Here is a 20,237-nt window from a genome sequence, read left to right on the forward strand (position 1 = left end):
GTGGAGAACCCTGCGTGGAGAACCCCCCGTCATTCCGGTGGCGGGGGGTTTTGCGCGCCCGTAGGTTGGGTCGCATGATCGAGCTTGAGGGCCTGACCAAGCGCTACGGGACGAAGATCGCGGTCGACCACCTCTCCTTCCAGGTCCGCCCTGGCGTGGTCACCGGCTTCCTCGGGCCGAACGGGGCGGGCAAGTCGACGACGATGCGGATGATGCTCGACCTGGACAACCCGACGAGCGGGACGGTCCGGATCGACGGCAAGCACTACCGGGACCTGGCCGAGCCGCTGAAGTACATCGGAGCGCTGCTCGACGCCAAGGCGATGCACGGCGGCCGCTCCGCGTACAACAACCTGCTGTGTCTGGCGCAGTCCAACCGCATCCCGGCGAGCCGGGTGGGCGAGGTGCTCGACCTGGTGGGTCTGACGGCGGTCGCGAAGAAGAAGTCGAAGGGATTCTCCCTCGGCATGGGGCAGCGGCTGGGGATCGCGTCGGCGCTCCTGGGCGATCCCGAGATCCTGATGTTCGACGAGCCCGTCAACGGTCTGGACCCCGAGGGAATTCACTGGATCCGCAATCTGATGAAGGCGTTGGCGGCCGAGGGCCGGACGATCTTCGTCTCCAGCCATCTGATGAGCGAAATGGCGCTGACGGCCGATCATCTGATCGTGATCGGGCAGGGAAAGCTGCTGGCCGACACGTCGATGGCGGATTTCATCCAGCAGAATTCCCGGAGTTTCGTACGGATGCGCTCCCCCCAGCAGGAACGGCTGCGGGACGTGCTCCACACGAACGGATTCATCGTGGTCGAGGCGGGCCACGGGGCCCTCGAGGTGGACGGGGCGACGACGGAGAAGCTCGGCGAGCTGGCCGCGGAGAACGGGCTCGTGCTGCACGAGCTGAGCGCGCAGCGCGCCTCCCTCGAAGAAGCGTTCATGCAGATGACGGCCGCCGCGGTCGAGTACCACGCGCACGGCACCGACGTACACGGCGGCGGCGCGGCGCCCGGCCCCCAGTGGGGCCCGACCTCCGGCTCGACCTCCAAGGGAGTCTGAACGATGGCAGCGGCAACGGCGGTCCTGCAGTCCGAGTGGACCAAGATCCGGACGGTGTCGTCGACCGTCTGGACGCTGGCGAGCGCCCTCTTCGTCACGGTGGCGATGGGCGCGGCGCTGTGCGCCCTGATGAACGCCACCTTCGACGACCTGAGGGACGTCGAGAAGGCCACCTTCGACCCGACCCTGATCAGCTTCTCCGGGATGATCCTGGGGCAGTTGGCGATGGTGGTCTTCGGGGTCCTGGTGGTGGGGACCGAGTACTCCTCGGGCATGATCCGCACCTCGCTGGCCGCCGTGCCGCAGCGCGCGACCTTCCTCTTCTCGAAGATCGCGGTGGCGGGCGGGCTCGCCCTCGTGGTGGGTCTCGTGACGAGCTTCCTCTCCTTCTTCCTGGGGCAGGCGCTGCTCGGCGAGCACCGGGCGTCCATCGGTGACGACAACGTGCTGCGGGCGGTCGTCGGCGGCGGGCTCTACATGGGCCTGATCGCGCTGTTCTCCATGGGCGTGGCGGCGATGCTGCGCTCGTCGATGCTCTCCCTCGGCATCCTCGTGCCGTTCTTCTTCCTGGTCTCGCAGATCCTCTCGGCCGTGCCGAAGGCCAAGGAGGTGGCCCTCTACTTCCCGGACCAGGCCGGCGCGAAGATCATGAAGGTCATCCCCGACGCGATGAACTCGGAGAAGGCGCCGTACGGACCGTGGGGCGGGCTCGGGATCATGGCGCTCTGGGTGGTGGCCTCGCTGCTCGGCGGCTACCTGGTGCTGAAGAAGCGCGACGCCTGATCCCTTGCACTTCGCCGGAACCGTCAACGGCTGGATAAGCTCCTAGCTCATACGGGGGGCTCCGGCCGAACGGCCGCCACGCCCCGACATGGATGCACGCGACCGACCTGTCGATGGGGCTGGAGAATGATCGAGGCAGTCGGCCTGACGAAGCGCTACGGCGCCAAGACGGCCGTGTACAACCTTTCCTTCCAGGTGAGGCCCGGTGTGGTCACCGGGTTCCTGGGGCCCAACGGGTCCGGCAAGTCGACGACGATGCGCATGATCCTGGGCCTCGACCGGCCCACCGCGGGTCACGTCACGATCGGCGGCCACCCCTTCCGGCAGCTGCCGAACGCGCCCCGGCAGGTCGGCGCGCTCCTGGACGCCAAGGCGGTGCACGGCGGCCGCAGCGCCCGCAGCCACCTCCTCTCGCTCGCGCAGCTGGCCGGCATCCCGGCCCAGCGCGTCGACGAGGTCCTCGGCGTCGTCGGCCTCCAGGACGTGGCCAAGCGACGCTCGAAGGGCTTCTCGCTCGGCATGGGCCAGCGGCTCGGCATCGCGGCGGCGCTCCTCGGCGACCCGCAGGTGCTGCTCTTCGACGAGCCCGTCAACGGCCTGGACCCCGAGGGCATCCTCTGGGTGCGGAACCTGATGAAGAAGCTGGCCGCCGAGGGCCGCACGGTCTTCGTCTCCAGCCACCTCATGAGCGAGATGGCGCTGACCGCCGACCACCTGATCGTGATCGGCCGGGGGCAGCTGCTCGCGGACATGCCGGTGAAGGACTTCATCTCGGCGAACTCCGCCGACTTCGCCCGGGTGCGGACCCCGGGCACCGAGCCGGCGCAGCGCGAGAAGCTGACGTCGGTCCTGGTGGAGGCCGGCGGCCAGGTGCTGCCGGAGCCGGACGGCGCGCTGCGCGTGACGGGCCTGCAGCTGCCGCGCATCAGCGACCTCGCGCACGGCGCGGACGTACGGCTCTGGGAGCTGTCCCCGCACCAGGCCTCGCTGGAGGAGGCGTACATGCGGCTGACGCAGGGCGCCGTCGACTACCGCTCCACCGACGACCGGCTCGCCCACCTCCAGCCGCCGCTCCAGCCCGGACAGCCGGGGTACGGGATGCCGCCGCAGCCGCAGGTCCAGGAGGTGCCGCAGCAGGGCTGGTACGCCCCGCCGCCGCCCGGACAGAACCCGTACGGCGCGGCCCCTCAGGCCCCCGCGCCCGGACCGAACCCGTACGCAGGCGGTCCGCAGGCCCCCGCACCCGGTCCGCAGGCCCCCGCGCCCGGTCCGTACGCCCCTCCGGCCGCCCCGCAGCCGGGCCTCCCGCAGCCGAGCGACACCCCGAAGGACGCCCGATGACCGCCCCCGCCCACCACCACGCCCCGGCGCCGCACGCCTACGTCTCCCCCATCCCGGTCCGCGCCGCGCACCTCGGTGACGCGCTCGCCTCCGAGTGGACGAAGATCCGCTCGGTGCGTTCGACGATGTGGACGCTCGGGGCCATGATCCTGCTGATGCTCGCCATCGGCCTGGGCGTCGCGGCGATCGCCGCGACGTCCGAGGCCCAGATGGGCGAGGAGTCCGCGCTCAGCTTCGGCTTCTTCGGGATGCTGCCGGCGTCGATCTGCGTGATCACCCTCGGCGTCCTGACGATCGCCTCCGAGTACGGCACGGGCATGATCCGTACGACCCTGACGGCCTGCCCGAGCCGGGCCCGGGTGCTCACGGCGAAGGCGATCGTCTTCTTCCTGCTCGTCTTCTCGGTCACCACCGTCCTCGCGACGCTCGTGGCGATGGCGCAGGTCGCCCTCGTCGACACGGCGGCGACGCCGACGACGGCCGAGTGGCTGCGGGCGACGGTCGGCGCGGGCGGCTACCTGGCCCTGCTCGGCCTGCTGTCGCTGGCCGTCGGCACGATCATCCGGCACTCGGCCGGCGCGATCACGGTGATGATCGGTCTGCTGCTGATGCCGCTGGTGGCGGCCCTGTTCATGTTCAACCAGACCCTGCAGTCGATGCAGAAGTTCCTGTTCACCTACGCGATCCCGTCGCAGATGATCTCGCTCTACAGCGAGAAGCCGCCGTTCGGCGACTCGGGCCCGGCGGGCTGGGAGCCGCTGCTGATCATGGCGGCGATCGCGGCGGCGGCCATGGGCGGCGCGTACGCGCTGCTGAACAGCCGGGACGTGTAGGACCCGGAAGGGCGTTCTTCGGAGCGGCCCCCGGCGGCGATCGCCGCCGGGGGCCGCTTTCCTCGTTCTCGTCGCATGATCCACGAGAACAACTGCCGGTCATTACTCCTAGGGGCGCACGAGAACCTGCCCTAAAATCTGGGCAATGCGCATTCTCGTCACCGGCGGAGCCGGTTTCATCGGGTCCGAGTTCGCCCGTCAATTACTGCGCGGTTCGCTCGCGGTCACCGCCGACCACGTCACCGTACTCGACAAGCTGACATATTCCGGGGTCCTCGCCAACCTGGATCCCGTGGCCGGTCTTCCCGGATATTCCTTCGTACGGGCGGACATCTGCGACCCGGCCGCGGTGGACGAGGTCATGGCGGGTCAGGACGCCGTCGTGCACTTCGCCGCCGAGTCCCATGTCGACCGCTCGATATCGGACGCCGGCCCCTTCGTGACCACCAACGTGATCGGCACCCAGGTCCTGCTCGACGCCGCCCGGCGCCATGGCGTGGGCCGCTTCCTGCACGTCTCGACCGACGAGGTGTACGGGTCGATCAGCGAGGGGGTGTGGCGGGTCGGGCAGCCGCTCGCGCCGAACTCCCCCTACGCCGCGTCGAAGGCCGCCTCGGATCTGATGGCCCTCGCCCAGCACCGTACGCACGGCATGGACGTCGTCCTCACCCGCTGCTCCAACAACTACGGCCCCTACCAATTCCCGGAAAAGGTGATTCCGCTCTTCATCACGCGACTCCTCGCGGGAAATCCCGTGCCGCTTTACGGGGACGGTTCGAATGTCCGCGACTGGCTGCACGTGAGCGATCACTGCCGAGGAATCGCACTGGCGCTTTCCCGGGGCAGGGCCGGCCAGGTGTACCACCTGGGCGGCGGGCAGGAAATGAGCAATCGGGAACTCGTCGGAGAACTCCTGAAGGCGACCGGCCGGAGCTGGGATCTGGTGGAGCAGGTGGCCGACCGCAAGGGCCACGACCTCCGTTATGCGCTGGACATCGAGGAGAGCCGGGAGCAGCTGGGCTACGAGCCGCTGGTCTCCTTCACCGACGGCCTCGCCGACACGATCTCCTGGTACCGGGACAACCGTTCCTGGTGGGAGCCGCTGCTCCCGGCGGCCCGCGCCTAGGAAGCCCGTCCGGTCCCGAGGCCGCCCGTACGGCCTCGGGACCGGACGGCTGAGCGCCGCCTGCCGGAAGGGCAGGCGGCGCTCACGCGTCTCAGAGGCGCACGGCCCCCGCGTTGACACAGGCGAGCAGGGTGCGCGCCTGGACGTTCAGGTAGCGGCCGTGCATCGACAGGGTGTTCAGCTGCTCGGGGGTCGCCCACTGGTAGCCCGGTCCCGGGTCGAGCGGTGCCGTCTCCTCGTCGGCCTCGATGAACAGGTACCGGATCTCCGCGTTCAGGAACCGGCCCCCCTCCTCCGAGTGGACGGCCTCGTACCTGACCCGGCCCTCCGCCACGGCGTCGAGGACCGTGTCGAGGAACCGCGGCCGCAGCTCCGGGGCGAGGGGCTCCCAGTTGCCGGGGGTGGCCTGGACGGTGGGGGCCAGCTCGGCCGTGTCGAGGAAGCCGGCCTCGACCTTGGCGTTGACGAGCAGGTGGGGCACGCCGCCGATCCTTCGGTACAGGAACGCGGCGATCCCGGTGCCCGTCGGCTCGATCAGCGGCTGCGACCAGCCCGAGACCTCGCGGCTGCCCGCCTCGACCGTGACGCCGGTGACCCGGAAGTACCGGCCGTCGGGGCGGGCGAGCCCCTGCTCGTCGTGCTCCCAGCCGCCGACCTCGGCGAGCGGGACGGTGTGGACGTCCACGTCGTGGCGGGCCCGCTCCGCGGTGAACCAGGAGAGCAGTTCCGTGTCGGAGTGGAGCGCGGACGTGCCGGGCGCCGCGACGGGGAAGCAGGAGATGATCGTGCGGGCGTCCATGTTGACGATGTTGTCGTCGCGCAGCAGCTCGCCGATCTGCCCCAGGGTGAGCCAGCAGAAGTCCGGGTCGACCTCCACCTCGTCCTCGGTCTCCACCAGCATGTTCCGGTTGACCTTGTGGTAGAACCACGAGCCGTGTTCGGACTGGAGCGAGTCGCTGAGCACCCGGCTGCGGCCCCGCTCGGTGAAGTACTCCAGGTAGCGCACGGCCGAACCCCTGTGCACCTTCTGGTAGTTGCTGCGGGTGGCCTGGACCGTCGGCGAGATCTGGAGCAGGTTGCGGTTGCCCGGCTCCATCTTGGCCTGCATGAGGAAGTGCAGGACGCCGTCGAACTCCTTGGTGAGGAGCCCCAGGATGCCGACCTCCGGCTGGTGGATGATCGGCTGCCGCCACTCGGTGATCGGGCCCTCCGACTTCTTCACCGACAGGCCGACGACGGAGAAGAACCGGCCGCTGCGGTGGCGGAGGTCGCCGGTGCCCTCCTGGAAGGACCAGCCGTCCAGGCCGGTGAGCGGGACCCGCTCCACTTTGAAGTGGTGGGCGCGGGCCCGGTCGGCGAGCCAGTCGCCGACCTCGTCGGTACGGAGCCGGCAGCCGCTGTCCCTGACCGCGGCCGAGTGGGCGAGGCGGACGGCGAGCGACGGGTCCGTGCGGGGGCCGAGGAGGAGGGACGCGGCCGCTCCCCCGCCGCCGGCGGTCGCCGTGTCCGTGCCCCCGCTCATGACGCGGCCCGTTCCCGTTCGTCCGCCAGGTGCGCGACCGTGCTCCGCAGCGCCTCGTCGAGGGGCGTGCGGGCGGTCCAGCCGGTGGCGGTGCGGAACGCCGAGGCGTCGATCTCGATGTCGGCGAAGTCGCCGGGGTCGGCGTGCGCCGGCGGCTCCACCGACACGACCGGGATCGGAGGCTTGCCGGTGCGCTCCGCCACCAGGTCGGCGACGGTCCGGAACACGTCGCCGAGCGGTTGGGCGCGGTCGGCACCGACCAACCAGTGGCGGCCCGCGAGGGGTTCGGTGTCGAGGGCCGCGTCGGCGAAGGCGCGGGCGGTGTCCGCCACGTACAGGAGATTGCGGCGGACCGTGCCGTCGTGCCACATGGTGATCGGCTCGCCGGCCAGGGCGCGTCGGGTCATCGCGGAGACGACGCCGCGGTCGTGGGCGGTGGAGCCGGGCCCCGAGCCGAAGACCGTGGGCAGCCGCAGCGAGGTGCCGAGCAGGAGGCCCCGCTCGTGCGCGGCGAAGAGGGTGCGCTCGGCGGCCTGCTTCTGCCGGTCGTACTCGCCGTGCGGCCGGTCCTCCTCGGTGCCGTCGAGGATCCGCCCGCCGGTCGGGCCGGCCTGGCCGACCGTGCCGGCGAGGACGACCCGCGGCAGCGGGCCGCCCGGGGCGCGGGCGGCGAGGGCGTCGACGATGTCGCGGACGAGACCGACGTTGACCCGCTCGGCCTCGGTGTCGCCCTCCTCGACGCGCCACGTGGAGGTGGCCGCGCTGTACAGGACGGTGTGGAGGACGACGTCGGCGCCGTCGAGGGCGGCGGCCGTCTCGCCGGGCCGGGTGAGGTCCGCGGTGCGGACCTCGATCTCGGCCCGGGCCCCGGCCGGGACGGGGACGGGCCGCCGTGCGACGGCCCGGATCCGCACGTCACGGCCGGCCAGCTCCCGCAGCACGGCCGAACCGATGAAGCCGGTGGCGCCCAGCACCGTGATCAGGGGGCGGGTCATCCCCACAGCCCGTCCTCGATCTTCTTGCAGTCCTCGTAGGTCGGGAGCATGCCGAGCTCCCGGGCCTCGGCGAGGGTGGGGGCGATGCTGTCCCGCTCGGACTGGGGGTAGTCGCCCTGCGGGAACGGCAGGCCGAGCTCGGGGTCGAACGGGGTGATCGCGTACTCGTTCTCGGGTACGTAGCCGCCGGCCATGACGTAGACGATCATCGAGTCGTCCTTGAGCGACAGGAAGGCGTGGCCCACGCCGTCCGGCACGTACAGGGCGCGGCAGACGTCGCCGCTCAGCTCGTTGCTGACCCAGCGGCCGAAGGTCGGGGAGCCGATGCGCAGGTCCACCAGGACGTCCTGAACCGCGCCGTAGGGGCAGTAGACGTACTTGGCGCGGCCGGGCGGGGTCTTGGTGAAGTGCACGCCGCGGAGGACGCCGCGCGCGGAGATGTTGTGGCTGATGTCGCGGACGGGGAAGATCGTGTGCCCGACGTTCTCGGAGAACGGGGTGTCCTGGTACGGGGAGGAGAACAGGCCCCGGTGGTCCTTGTAGACGGGCGGCGTGAAGGCGAAGACGCCCTCGATGTCCAGGCTCTGCACCTGCATGGTGGTCGTTCCTTTCGGTGGGGCGGTCAGAGGGAGGCCAGGACGTCGCGCAGGGCGGCGATGGTCTTGTCCTGCACGGACTCGGGCAGCGACGGGTACATCGGGAGGGAGAAGATCTCCTTCGCGAGCCTCTCGGTGACGGGCAGCGACTGCTCGCCCCAGCCGAGGTGCGCGAAGCCCGACATGGTGTGGACCGGCCACGGGTAGCTGATGTTGAGGTTGATGTCGTACGCCTTGAGCGCCTCGATGATCCGGTCCCGCTCGGGGTGGCGGACGACGTAGACGTAGTAGACGTGCGTGTTCCCGGCGTTGGTGGCGGGCAGCTGCAGGCGCCCGGGGCCGGTCAGGTCGCCGAGGCCCTCCTCGTAGCGGCGGGCGATCGCGTTGCGGCCCTCGATGTAGTCGTCCAGGCGGGCCAGCTTGGTGCGCAGGATCTCGGCCTGCACCTCGTCCAGACGGGAGTTGTGTCCCGGCGTGCGGACGACGTAGTAGACCTTCTCCATGCCGTAGTAGCGCAGTGCGCGCAGGGCCCGGTCGGTCTCGTCGTCGGCGGTGACGACGGCGCCGCCGTCGCCGTACGCGCCGAGCACCTTGGTCGGGTAGAAGGAGAACGCGGCCGCGTCGCCCATCGTGCCGGCGATCCGGCCGTGGTGGCGGGCGCCGTGCGCCTGCGCGCAGTCCTCGAGGATCTTCAGGCCGTGCTTCTCGGCGATCCGCTTCAGCGGGGCCATGTCGACGCACTGCCCGTACAGGTGGACCGGCAGGATCACCTTGGTGCGGGGCGTGATGGCGGCCTCGACCTGGTCGGTGTCCATGAGGAAGTCCTCTTCGCGGACGTCCACGAAGACGGGGGTGGCGCCGGCGCCCACGATGGCGATGACGGTCGGCGCCGCCGTGTTGGACACGGTGATGACCTCGTCGCCGGGGCCGACGCCGAGGGCCTCCAGGGCGAGCTTGAGGGCGTTGGTGCCGTTGTCGACACCGGTGCAGTGGGCGAGGCCGTGGTAGTCGGCGAACTCGCGCTCGAAGCCCTGGACGCTCTCGCCGAGCACCAGACGACCGGAGGAGAAGACCTTCTCGACGGCGGCGAGGATGTCGTCCTTCTCGTTCTCGTACTCCGGCAGGTAGTCCCAGACATGGGTGGTCACGGTCGCTCCTCGTGATACGTCGATCGAATGCACGGCCGGGTAACCGTCGGCCGGAACGGAAATGCGCAAAGAAAGGGGGGAAGAAGGTCAGCGGAGTGCTGCGGCGGCGGTTCGTACGCGCCGACCGGTCTCCTCGAACGGGCCGTTCGGCCGGGCGAGGAGATCCATCAGATAGGCGCCGTACCCGCTCTTGAGCAAATCCTCCGCGAGGACTCGCAATTGGGTTTCGTCGATGAGGCCCATGCGCCAGGCGACCTCTTCCACGCACCCTATCTTGAGACCCTGGCGCTGTTCCACCACCCTTACGTATTCGGATGCCTGGACCAGCGATTCGAAGGTTCCGGTGTCGAGCCAGGCCGCGCCGCGGTCGAGCACGGTCACCTGGAGGTCGCCGCGCCGCAGATAGGTCTCGTTGACGTCGGTGATCTCCAGCTCGCCGCGCGCGCTGGGGCGCAGGCCGCGGGCGATGTCCACGACGTCCGGGGCGTAGAAGTACAACCCCGGTACGGCGTAACGGGACTTGGGGCGCAGCGGCTTCTCCTCCAGGGAGATCGCCTTGCCGTACTCGTCGAACTCGACGACCCCGAGCTGGGAGGGGTCGGCGACCGGGTAGGCGAAGATGCGGGCGCCGGTGAGCCCCTTGTTCTCGGACAGCCTCGTGCCGAGCCCGTTGCCGTGGAAGATGTTGTCGCCGAGGATCAGCGCCACCGGCTGGTCGCCGATGAAACGGGCCCCCAGCACCAATGCCTCGGCTATTCCGCCGGGGCGGTCCTGCACCGCGTAACTGAGTTCCATTCCCCACTGGCTCCCGTCGCCGAGGAGCCGCTGGAACTGCTCCTGGTCGCGGTGGCTGGTGACGATGAGGACCTCGGTGATGCCCGCCATCATCAATGTGGACAGCGGGTAGTACACCATGGGTTTGTCGTAGATGGGAATGAGTTGTTTCGACACCGTCAAGGTGAGTGGCCAGAGCCGTGATCCGGTTCCGCCCGCCAGAAGAATTCCACGCATGACACCAAGCCCCCGTTTCCGATGTTCCCGGCCGATGTTCCGGTCATTTCCTGAGGTAAGGGCGGGGGGCCGCGGCCGGCGACCCCTCGTCCCGGGGGGTCACCACGCCGATTCCTGGTGCTCCCCCGCGAGTTTCTCCAGCGTCGCCACCACGTCCCCCGGGGCGGGATCGGCGAGCATGTCCCGCCGCAGGCGCTCGGCGCCGTCGGCGAAGGACGGCTCGTCCAGGAGCCTCCGCAGCCCGGTCCGCAGCCCCTCCGAGGTGAGCGCGTCGGGCTGGATGACGAGGCCGGCGCCGAGCTCGGCGGTGCGCCGCGCCCGGTAGAAGTCGTCCCACACGGACGGGAAGACGAGCTGCGGCACGCCGCACGCCGCGGCGGTCGACCAGGTCCCCGCCCCGCCGTGGTGGGCGACGGCCGAACAGGTCGGCAGCAGCGCGTGCAGGGGCACGAAGTCGACGGCCCTGACGTTGTCCGGCAGTTCCGGGACGAGTTCGCGCTGGGAGGCGCTGAGGGTGGCGACGATCTCCACGTCGCCGAGCTCGGCCAGCGCCTCGAAGATCCGCGGCAGCGGCACGCCCAGGAACTCGCCCCCGTCCCGGCCGGTGATGCCCAGGGTGAGGCAGATCCGGGGCCGGGCCGGCGGCTCGCGCAGCCAGTCCGGGACGACGGCCGTGCCGTTGTACGGGATGTAGCGCATCGGGACGGTGTCCCCTTCGAGCGGCAGGCGTACCGCCGAGGGCATCTGGTCGACGGTCCACTGACCGCGCAGCAGCCGCTCCTCGAAGACGAGGCCGTACCGGTCGAGCAGGCCGTCCAGCCACTCGGCGGCCGGGTCCCGCCGCCCGGCGGCGGGCCGGTGCTCCAGCTCGCGCAGGAACGCCTGCCGCTGGTCGAGGAAGAGGTCCGCGCCCCACAGCAGGCGGGCGTGCGCCGCGCCGGCCGCCTCGGCGGCGATCGCCCCCGCGGGCGTGAACGGCTCCCACAGCACCAGGTCAGGACGCCAGTGGCGGGCGAAGGCGACCAGGTCGTCGACCATCGAGGGGTTGTTGGCCGGGGCCAGGAACTTCTCGGTGAGCTGCTCCTGGACGGCCTTCAGGACCTCCCAGTGGTGGACGTGCGGGCCGGCGGGGTCCAGGTCGAGCATGGCGTCCCAGCCCTGCTCGGTGCCGTCGCCCCCCTCGCCGGCCATCGCGTCGTGCCAGTGGTGGTCGGAGCCGACGGGTACGGCGGTGAGGCCGGCGGCGGTGATGGTGCGGGTCAGCGCCGGCTGGCTGGCGATCCGTACCTCGTGCCCGGCCGAGCGCAGGGCCCAGGCGAGCGGGACCTGGCCCAGGAAATGGGCGTCCAGGGCGAACGATGTGAAGAGGACACGCACGTCGGTCCTCCTCCTCTCTGTGCTGCGGTCGTACGGCGGTGTGCTGGGCGTGTCGGCCGGTCAGGCCGCTCCGATCTCCGTGTCGATCAGCGCGAACATCTCGTCGTCGCTGGCCGTCTCGATCGCGTCGCGGTCCGCGGCGGCGTCGGCGGGGGCTCCGCCCGTCTCCCGCCAGCGGGCGAGGAGCGTCTGGAGCCGCGCGGTCAGCGCGCGGCGCTCGGTGCCCGCACCCAGGGCGGCGAACGCCTCGTCGATCCGGTCGAGTTCGTCGAGCAGGGCCTTCTCCGGGGAGACCGGCTCGCCCAGCAGGCGGGAGCGGAGCGAGGCGAGCAGCGCCGTGGGGGTCGGGTGGTCGAAGACCAGGGTCGTCGGCAGGCGGAGACCCGTCGCCGTGTTGAGCCGGTTGCGCAGCTCCACGGCGGTCAGGGAGTCGAAGCCGAGGTCCTTGAACGGGCGGGCCGGGTCGTCGAGACCGGAGCCGTGGCCGAGGACGCCGGCGATCTCCCCGTACACGAGGTCGGCGAGCGCCTGCTCCCGGCCGGTGGGCGGCAGGTCGAGGAGGCGTTCGGCGAGGCCGCGCGCGTCGGTCGGGGCGGACGCCGCCGTGCGGCGGGACCGGCCGGTGGCCTGGGCACGCAGGACCGAGGGCAGGGCCTCCGGTTCGCGCAGCGCCCGGGGGTCGAGGCGGACCGTGACCTGGACGGGCGCGGGGTCGAGGAGGGCGGCGTCGAACAGGGCGAGTCCCTGCTCGTCGGTGAGCGGCCGCAGACCGCCGCGCGCGAGCCGGCTGCGGTTGTCGGTGCCGAGGTGGGCGGTCATGTCGCTCTCGCGCTCCCACAGGCCCCAGGCGAGGGAGGTGGCCGGGAGCCCGGCGCTCCTGCGGACGGTGGCGAGGGCGTCCAGGAAGGTGTTGGCGGCGCTGTAGTTGCCCTGCCCGAGTCCGCCCAGGACGCCGGCCGCAGAGGAGAAGAGGACGAAGGCCCGCAGGTCGCTGTCCCGGGTCAGCTCGTCCAGGTGGGCGGCGGCGTCCAGCTTGGGCCGGAAGACGGTGTCGACGCGGTCCGGGGTCAGCGTGTCGATCAGTCCGTCGTCGAGGACGGCCGCGGCGTGCACGACCGTGTGCAGCGGACGGTCGAGCGCGGCCAGGGCGTCGGCGAGGGCGTCCCGGTCGGAGACGTCGCAGGCGCGGAAGGCGATCTCCGCACCGGCGGCGGCGAGTTCGTCGGCGAGCTCGCGGGTGCCGGGCGCGTCCTCGCCGCGGCGCGAGAGGACCGTGAAGTGCCGGGCGCCGTGCCGGACCGCCAGGTGCTTGACGAGCAGCCGGCCGAGGCCGCCGCTGCCGCCGGTGACGAGGACCGTGCCGTCGGGGCCGGCGAGCGGGCGCGGTTCGGCCTCGGGGGCCGCGGGGGCCGCCGGGCGCAGCCGCAGGACGTGCGGGGTCCCGTTCCTGAGCAGCAGCTGCGGCTCGCCGGCGGCGACGGCGTGGCCGACCGCGGCGCGGAGGAGCTCGTCGTCGGGTGCGGTGGCCGGGTCCTCGTCGACGAGGACGTACTGGTCCGGCTGTTCGGACTGGGCGGAGCGGACGAGCCCCCACACGGCGGCCTGGCCCGGGTCCGTCGCGTCGTCGCCGGCCGCGCCGCGCGTGACGATCACGAGACGGGCGTCGGCGGGGTGGGGCTCGGCCGACCAGCGGTGGAGCAGGCCGAGGACCCGGCGGGTGTGCGCACGGGCGGCGGCCGCGGCCGTGCCGGGCACAGTGGTGAGCCGGACGGCGACGAGCGGCGGAAGGGCGGCCCCGGCGAGACCGGCGGACTCCTGGAGGGCGTCGAACTCGTCGGCCCCGTCGAGGAGATGGGGCTCCACCGGGAGCGGGCGGTCCGTCACCGGCCGCCAGTCCGGCAGGTACGGCAGCACGGTGGCGGCCGCCGAGCGGTCGAGGCGCGCCGCGTCCAGCGGCCGGACGGCCAGGGAGGCCACCGAGGCGACCGGGGCGCCCTCGGCGTCGCAGACGTCCAGGGCCAGGGTGTTCTCGCCGGTCCCGACAAGGCGGACCCGCAGGCTGCGGGCACCGGCCGTGCGCAGCACGACCCCCGCCCAGGTGAACGGGATGAGCGGCACGCCGGTCTCCGGTCCGTCCGGCCCGCCCTCGGGCCGGGCGGCGGCGGCGTGCAGCGCCGCGTCGAGGAGCGCGGGGTGGAGGACGAAGCCGTCGGTGGCGACCTCGTCGGGCAGCGTCACCTCGGCGAAGGTCTCGGCGCCGTCCCGCCAGACCCGGCGCAGGCCGCGGAAGGCGGGGCCGTAGTCGAGGCCCTTGTCGTGGAGGGAGTCGTACAGCCCGGTGAGGTCGGCCTCGGGGGCGGCGGGCGGCCAGACGGTCAGGCCGCGCGGTGCGCCGGCGCCTTCGCGCACCAGCGTGCCGGTGGCGTGCAGGGTCCACGCCGTGTCCTCGGGCTCGTCCTCGCGGCGGGCGTGGACGTGGACCGTGCGGGCGGAGCCCGTACCGTCACCGTCCTCGGTCCCGGCGCCGTCGACGGTGACGCGGAGCAGGACACCGCCCGTCGCGGGCACGGTGAGGGGCGCGAGGACGGTCAGCTCCTCCACCACCGGGTGACCCACCTGATCGCCCGCGCGCACGGCGAGTTCGACCAGGGCCGTGCCCGGCAGGACGGCCGTGTCGTGCACGAGGTGCTCCGCCAGCCAGGTGTGCGTGTCGAGCGCGAGGCGGGAGGTGAAGAGGTAGCCGCCCGTGCCGGGCAGGGCCGTGCCCGCGCCCAGGAGGGCGTGGCCGGGCACGTCGAGGCCGAGCGAGCCGGGGTCGCCGCCCGTCGTGTCGGGGGCGGCGAGCCAGTACCGCTGCCGTTGGAAGGCGTACGTGGGCAGGTCGACCCGCGGGAGCCCCGCGCCCAGGACGGTCGCCCAGTCGAGCGCGGCGCCGTGGACGTGGGCGGTGGCCAGGGAGAGGGCGAACCGGTCCGGGCCGCCCTCGTCGCGGCGGAGCGAGCCGATGACGGCCGCGTCGGAGCCCGCCCGTTCGGCCGTGGCCTGCACCGGGGTCGTCAGGACGGGGTGGGCGCTGCACTCGACGAACAGCTCGTGGCCGTCGGCGAGCAGGGCCTCGGTGGCCCGCGTGAACGCGACGGGCCGGCGGAGGTTCTCGTACCAGTACTCGGCGTTCAGGTCGGTCTCGTCGAGGAGTCCCCCGGTGAGGCTGGAGTAGTACGGGACGAGGGCCTGCCGCGGCCGTATCGCGGCGAGGTCGTCGAGCAGCCGCTCGCGGAGCGAGGCCACGTGGTGGCTGTGCGACGCGTAGTCCACGGGGACCCGCCGGGCCCGGATGTCCGCGGTCTCGCAGTGGGCGAGAAGCTCCTCGACGGCGCGGGCGTCACCGGCCACGGTGGTGCTGTCGGGGCCGTTGTGGGCGGCGACGGTGAGCTGTTCGCCCCAGGGCGCGAGGAGCGCGGCGGCGTCCTCGGCGGAGCAGGGCAGCGAGACCATGCCGCCGAGCCCGGCCAGGGTCTCCGCGATGGCCCGGCTGCGCAGGGCCACCACCCGCACGGCGTCCTCCAGGGAGAGCACGCCCGCGACGTGGGCCGCCGCGATCTCGCCCTGCGAGTGGCCGACGACCGCGGCGGGCTCGACGCCGTGGGAGCGCCAGAGCGCGGCGAGGGAGACCATCACGGAGAACAGCGCGGGCTGGACCACGTCGCAGCGGCGCAGCTGCTCCTCGTCGTCCAGGACCTCGACGAGGTCCCAGTCGACGTGGGCGGAGAGCGCTTCGGCGCAGGCGCGCATCGACTCCGCGAACACGGGCGAGGCGGCCATGAGGGCGCGGCCCATGCCGGTCCACTGGCTGCCCTGCCCGGGGAAGACGAAGGCGACGCCGCCCTCGGTGGCACGGCCGGTCACACCGCCGGCGGTGCCCTCGGCGATCGCCGTGAGCGAGGCGAGGAGCTCGGCCCGGTCGGCACCGAGCGCGACGGCGCGGTGCTCCAGGGCGGCACGGGTGGTGGCGAGGGACCAGCCGATGGCGGCGTCGTCGGGGCGGGAGGCGGTGGCGGGCTCGGCCGCGGAGTCGGTGTCGAGCCCGGCTGCGGCCACGGCCGCGAGGGCGTCGTCGAGTTCGGCCGCGGGCTCGGTCGCGCCGAGGTGCGCCGCCGCGCGGGCCGCCTGGGCTCGGAGTGCGGGGGCGTCCGAGGCGGAGAGCGGCCACAGGACGGGGAGGGCCGGGCGGGCGGACGCCGGCGCGCCCGACTCCGGCTCCTCGGCCACGGGGGCCTCCGGGGCCTGTTCCAGGATCAGGTGGGCGTTGGTGCCGCTGACGCCGAACGCGGAGACGCCGGCCCGCCTCGGGCGGTCCGCCTCCGGCCACGGCGTGGCCTCGGTGAGGAGACGGACGTCCCCCTCGGACCAGTCGACCTGCGGGGTGGGCTCCGCCACGTGCAGGGTGCGGGGCAGCACGCCGTTCCGCATCGCCTGGACCATCTTGATGACGCCGCCGACACCCGCCGCGGCCTGCGTGTGGCCGATGTTGGACTTCAGGGAGCCGAGCCACAGCGGCCGTTCCCGGTCCTGGCCGTAGGTGGCGAGGAGGGCCTGCGCCTCGATGGGGTCGCCGAGCCGGGTGCCGGTCCCGTGGGCCTCGACGGCGTCCACGTCCGCGGGCCCGAGGCCCGCGTCGGCGAGCGCCGCGCGGATGACCCGCTGCTGGGCGGGACCGTTGGGCGCGGTGAGGCCGTTCGACGCGCCGTCCTGGTTGACGGCGGAGCCGCGGACGACCGCGAGGACCGGGTGCCCGTTGCGTACGGCGTCGGAGAGCCGCTCCAGGAGCACGACGCCGACGCCCTCGGACCAGCCGGTGCCGTCGGCCGTCGACGAGAAGGACCGGCAGCGGCCGTCGGTGGACATCGCGCGCTGCCGGCTGAACTCGATGAACAGCGACGGGGTGGCCATCACGGTGGCGCCGCCGGCGAGGGCCAGGGTGCTCTCCCCGCGGCGCAGCGACTGCGCGGCCAGGTGGATCGCCACGAGCGAGGACGAGCAGGCGGTGTCCACGGTGACGGCCGGCCCTTCGAGGCCGAGCGTGTACGAGACGCGGCCCGAGGTCACGCTGCCGAGGCTGCCGTTGCCGAGGTAGCCCTCGTGTTCGCCCGCCCCGCCCGGCGCCATCAGCTGGCGCATGCCGTACGTGCTGCCCATGATCCCGGCGAAGACGCCGGTGCGGCTGCCGCGCAGCGAGACCGGGTCGATCCGGGCCCGCTCGACGGCCTCCCAGGCCACTTCGAGGAGGAGCCGCTGCTGCGGGTCCATGGTGACGGCCTCGCGCGGCGAGATCCCGAAGAAGGCCGGGTCGAAGTCGGCCACGTCGGAGAGGAAGCCGGCACCGGTGGCGTAGGTGCGGCCCTTGCTGTCCGGGTCCTCGTCGAAGAGGTTCGCCAGGTCCCAGCCCCGGTCCGTGGGGAACGGGCCGATGAGGTCGTCGCCGGCGGCGGCGACGTCCCAGAGGTCCTCGGGGGAGGCGACGCCGCCCGGGTAGCGGCAGGCCGCGCCGATGATCGCGATCGGTTCGTGGGCGGCCGCGGCGAGTTCGCGGTTCTGCTCGCGGAGCCGTTCGGTCTCCTTGAGCGACGCACGCAGCGCTTCCACGATCCGGCTGTCGGAGTTCGTCAATGTTCCAGTCCTTTCCAGCGCTGGGGGTTTCAGGCGTCGTGCCCGAGAACCATGGCCACCAGGTCGTCGGCGTCCATCGCGTCGATGTCTTCGGTACGGCGGGGGGCGGGGCGGTCCGCGGCGTCGGGAGCGCCGCCCCGGGCGTCCCCGGGGCTCCCTTCCGGCGCGGCGGGCTCCAGGAGTCCGAGCAGGTACTCGGCGACGGCGCGCGGGGTCGGGTGGTCGAACACGATGCTGGCGGGCAGCCGGAGCCCGGTCGCCGCGGTCAGCCGGTTGCGGAGCTCGACCGCCGTGAGCGAGTCGAAGCCCAGCTCCTTGAAGTCCCGGCCTGCCTTCACCGTCCCCGTGCCGCTGTGGCCGAGAACGGCCGCGGTCTCCGCGACGACGGCCGCGACGGCCGCCTGGGAGCGCTGGGCCGGGGGCAGTCCGCGCAGCCGGCGCAGGAGCGCGGGCTCGGCGGCCGCGCCCGCCGTCCGGGCTGCGGCGGCCCGGCGGTTGCGCGCCGGGACGAGTCCGTGGAGCGGGGCCGGAAGCGTACCGGCCTCCGCGCGGGCCCTCAGCGCCTCCCGGTCGAACCGCAGCGCCGCCAGGACCGGGGAGTCGGAGGCGCCGGCCGCGTCGAGGAGCGTGAGCCCCTGCCCGCTGGGGATCGGCAGGACGCCGTCCGCGGACATGCGGCGGCGGTCCTGCTCGGCGAGGCCGGCGGTCATTCCGCTGGACTCCTCCCACAGGCCCCAGGCGATCGACACCGCCGGGAAGCCCTCGGCCCGGCGCCGTGCCGCGAGCGCGTCCAGGAAGGAGTTGGCGGCGGCGTAGTTGGCCTGGCCGGGCGTGCCGAGGACACCCGCGATCGAGGAGAACAGCACGAACGCCGTCACCCCTCCGTCCCGGGTGAGTTCGTCCAGGTGGACGGCGGCGTCGGCCTTGGGACGGAACACGGTCGTGAAGTCCTCGGGGCTCAGCGACTCCACGGTCCCGTCCGCGAGGACGCCCGCGGCGTGCACGACGGCCGTCACCGGGTGGTCGGCGAGCAGGGCCGCGACCGCCGCCCGGTCCGACAGGTCGGCCGCGACGGCCACGGCCTCGGCGCCCGCTTCCCGGAGGTCGGCCAGGAGCTCGCCGGCGCCCGGGGCGTCGGCGCCCCGGCGGCTGACGAGGACGAGCCGCCGGACGCCGTGCCCGGCGACGAGGTGCCGCGCGACGAGCCCGCCCAGGGTGCCGGTGCCGCCGGTGACGAGCACGCTGTCGCCCCACTCGGGCGCCGGGGCCGCGGGGGCCGGGGCCCGCAGCAGCCGCGGGGCCAGGACGGCGTCCGCGTGCAGGGCGAGCTGCGGCTCGTCGAGCGCGAGGACGGCGGCGAGCCGCGGGGCGTCCGGCTTCTCGGCCGGATCGAGGTCGAGGAGCAGGAAGCGCCCCGGGTGTTCGGTCTGCGCCGACCGGACGAGACCGCGTACGGCGGCCTCGGCGAGGGCGATGTCGTTGACCGGGGCGTCGGTGCCGTCCGGCGCCCCGAGGTCCGTGGCCCGGCCGAGGAAGACGAGCCGGGTGTCCGCGTACCGGTCGTCGGCCAGCCATGCCTGGACCGTGCCGAGCGTCCGTACGGCCTCCTCCTGTGCCGTCCCCGTCACCGCGAGCGGTACGAAGACGGCGGCGGGGGCCTTCCGGCCGCCGTCCACCGCCGCGCCGAGAGCGGCCAGGTCGGCGAACCGCTCCGCCTCGGACGGCAGGGCCTCGGTGACACCGGAGGAGGTGCCGCCGACGACGGCCCAGGCCTCCGGGGCGGGGGCGTCCGCGCGGCCGACGGCGACCTCGACCCGCTCGGGGCGGTACAGGTGGTCCGGCGTACGGGCCGGAGCCTCGGCCGGCGGGCGGACGAGCAGGGTCTCGACCCCGAGGACCGGCCGCCCGTCCGGATCCGCGGCATGCACGGCGTACGTGTCCGTGGCACCGGCGGCGCCGGTTCCCTTGCCGGTGATCCGTACGCGCAGCTCGGACGCGCCCCCCGCGTACAGGGTGACGCCGGTCCACGAGAACGGCAGCATGGGCCGCGCCTCGTCACCCGCCAGGGCCGCCGCGTGGACGGCCGCGTCGAACAGGGCGGGATGCAGGGTGAACCCGGTCGTGCCGGGCGCCTGCTCCGGCCGCACCTCGGCGAAGAGCTCGCCGTCCACGCCTCGCCAGGCCGCGCGGATGCCGCGGAACACCGGACCGTACGCGAGACCGGCCTCGGCCAGCCCCTCGTACAGCCCCGTGACGTCGACGGGTTCGGCGCCCGCCGGCGGCCACTCACGCGGCCAGTCGTCGGGCTCGTCCCCCGGCAGCGCGCCGAGGAATCCGGTCGCGTGCGTGGTCCACTCGGCGAAAGCGTCGACCCTGCCGTACAGGACGACCTCGCGCCGGCCGTCCTCGGCCTCCGGGCCCACCGAGAGCTGGAGCTGGAGCTCGCCGCCCTCCGGGAGGACCGCCGGGGACACGATCACCAGCTCGTCGAGGCAGCCGGAACCGACCTCGTCACCGGCCCGCAGCAGGGCCTCGACGAGGGCCGCGCCGGGCACGGGGAGGACGCCGCCGACGCGGTGCTCCGCGAGCCACGGATGGGTACGGGCGGAGAGGAGCGCCGTGAAGACGTGACCGCCGGAACCGGCGAGCGGGACGCCCGCGCCGAGGAGTGCGTGTCCGGTGTTGTCCAGACCGGCCGAACGCAGGTCGGTCACCCGACCCGCCGGGGCCTCCAGCCAGTACCGCTCACGCTGGAACGGATACGTCGGCACGTCGACCCGGTT

The 20,237-nt window shown here is 73.2% G+C and carries 12 protein-coding genes and 1 pseudogene; 5 read left to right on the forward strand and 8 right to left on the reverse strand.

What is annotated here, in order from left to right:
- The first annotated feature begins 74 nt into the window (after positions 1-74).
- The 5 genes from ACFYX3_RS19040 to rfbB all read left to right on the forward strand — a co-directional run bounded on the left by ACFYX3_RS19040 (position 75) and on the right by rfbB (position 5,138).
- Positions 75-1,055, forward strand: coding sequence for an ATP-binding cassette domain-containing protein (locus ACFYX3_RS19040; RefSeq protein ID WP_389014532.1), 981 nt, complete (start codon positions 75-77; stop codon positions 1,053-1,055).
- Positions 1,056-1,058: 3 nt separating this feature from the next.
- Positions 1,059-1,838 carry an ABC transporter permease gene (locus ACFYX3_RS19045; protein WP_376588865.1) on the forward strand — a complete coding sequence of 260 codons (780 nt, stop codon included), beginning with the start codon at positions 1,059-1,061 and terminating at the stop codon, positions 1,836-1,838.
- Between the two features lie 126 nt (positions 1,839-1,964).
- Positions 1,965-3,179, forward strand: coding sequence for an ABC transporter ATP-binding protein (locus tag ACFYX3_RS19050; protein ID WP_389014535.1), 1,215 nt, complete (start codon positions 1,965-1,967; stop codon positions 3,177-3,179).
- The gene (locus ACFYX3_RS19055) at positions 3,176-4,012 is read left to right on the forward strand and encodes an ABC transporter permease (protein WP_389014538.1); all 837 of its coding nucleotides are present in this window, start codon (positions 3,176-3,178) and stop codon (positions 4,010-4,012) included. The genes ACFYX3_RS19050 and ACFYX3_RS19055 overlap by 4 nt, the downstream gene beginning before the upstream one ends.
- Positions 4,013-4,157: 145 nt before the next feature.
- Positions 4,158-5,138 (forward strand): dTDP-glucose 4,6-dehydratase, encoded by a 981-nt coding sequence (rfbB, locus tag ACFYX3_RS19060; RefSeq protein ID WP_389014541.1) that lies wholly within the window; start codon positions 4,158-4,160, stop codon positions 5,136-5,138.
- Positions 5,139-5,229: 91 nt separating this feature from the next.
- Here rfbB and ACFYX3_RS19065 read toward each other — a convergent pair whose 3' ends face one another.
- The 8 genes and pseudogenes from ACFYX3_RS19065 to ACFYX3_RS19100 all read right to left on the reverse strand — a co-directional run.
- The gene (locus ACFYX3_RS19065; protein WP_389014544.1) at positions 5,230-6,660 is read right to left on the reverse strand and encodes an NDP-hexose 2,3-dehydratase family protein; all 1,431 of its coding nucleotides are present in this window, start codon (positions 6,658-6,660) and stop codon (positions 5,230-5,232) included.
- A complete protein-coding gene (locus ACFYX3_RS19070; protein WP_389014547.1) occupies positions 6,657-7,655 on the reverse strand; it encodes an NAD-dependent epimerase/dehydratase family protein in 999 nt (332 codons plus the stop codon). Before ACFYX3_RS19070 ends, ACFYX3_RS19065 begins: the two co-directional genes overlap by 4 nt.
- Positions 7,652-8,251 (reverse strand): dTDP-4-dehydrorhamnose 3,5-epimerase family protein, encoded by a 600-nt coding sequence (locus ACFYX3_RS19075; RefSeq protein WP_116158793.1) that lies wholly within the window; start codon positions 8,249-8,251, stop codon positions 7,652-7,654. The genes ACFYX3_RS19070 and ACFYX3_RS19075 overlap by 4 nt, the downstream gene beginning before the upstream one ends.
- 26 nt (positions 8,252-8,277) lie before the next feature.
- Positions 8,278-9,399, reverse strand: a complete 1,122-nt coding sequence (locus tag ACFYX3_RS19080) for a DegT/DnrJ/EryC1/StrS family aminotransferase (protein ID WP_389014551.1) — start codon at positions 9,397-9,399, stop codon at positions 8,278-8,280.
- 87 nt (positions 9,400-9,486) lie between these two features.
- Positions 9,487-10,410, reverse strand: coding sequence for a glucose-1-phosphate thymidylyltransferase RfbA (gene rfbA, locus ACFYX3_RS19085; RefSeq protein ID WP_359514753.1), 924 nt, complete (start codon positions 10,408-10,410; stop codon positions 9,487-9,489).
- A 99-nt stretch (positions 10,411-10,509) separates the two neighbouring features.
- Complete coding sequence (locus tag ACFYX3_RS19090; RefSeq protein WP_389014555.1) at positions 10,510-11,787, reverse strand: activator-dependent family glycosyltransferase; 1,278 nt, start codon at positions 11,785-11,787, stop codon at positions 10,510-10,512.
- A gap of 60 nt (positions 11,788-11,847) precedes the next feature.
- Positions 11,848-17,454 (reverse strand): annotated as a pseudogene (locus tag ACFYX3_RS19095) (SDR family NAD(P)-dependent oxidoreductase); the annotation flags it as partial.
- 29 nt (positions 17,455-17,483) lie between these two features.
- The coding region (locus ACFYX3_RS19100; RefSeq protein ID WP_389014558.1) for a type I polyketide synthase at positions 17,484-20,237 on the reverse strand (2,754 nt) is incomplete at its 5' end.

The sequence above is a fragment of the Streptomyces sp. NPDC002463 genome (genome assembly GCF_042889835.1).
GTDB lineage: Bacteria > Actinomycetota > Actinomycetes > Streptomycetales > Streptomycetaceae > Streptomyces > Streptomyces nymphaeiformis.

Coding starts and splice junctions, on each gene's coding strand:
- ACFYX3_RS19040 (WP_389014532.1), top strand. CDS start 75: ATGATCGAGCTTGAGGGCCTGACCAAGCGCTACGGGACGAAGATCGCG.
- ACFYX3_RS19045 (WP_376588865.1), top strand. CDS start 1,059: ATGGCAGCGGCAACGGCGGTCCTGCAGTCCGAGTGGACCAAGATCCGG.
- ACFYX3_RS19050 (WP_389014535.1), top strand. CDS start 1,965: ATGATCGAGGCAGTCGGCCTGACGAAGCGCTACGGCGCCAAGACGGCC.
- ACFYX3_RS19055 (WP_389014538.1), top strand. CDS start 3,176: ATGACCGCCCCCGCCCACCACCACGCCCCGGCGCCGCACGCCTACGTC.
- rfbB (WP_389014541.1), top strand. CDS start 4,158: ATGCGCATTCTCGTCACCGGCGGAGCCGGTTTCATCGGGTCCGAGTTC.
- ACFYX3_RS19065 (WP_389014544.1), bottom strand. CDS start 6,660: ATGAGCGGGGGCACGGACACGGCGACCGCCGGCGGCGGGGGAGCGGCC.
- ACFYX3_RS19070 (WP_389014547.1), bottom strand. CDS start 7,655: ATGACCCGCCCCCTGATCACGGTGCTGGGCGCCACCGGCTTCATCGGT.
- ACFYX3_RS19075 (WP_116158793.1), bottom strand. CDS start 8,251: ATGCAGGTGCAGAGCCTGGACATCGAGGGCGTCTTCGCCTTCACGCCG.
- rfbA (WP_359514753.1), bottom strand. CDS start 10,410: ATGCGTGGAATTCTTCTGGCGGGCGGAACCGGATCACGGCTCTGGCCA.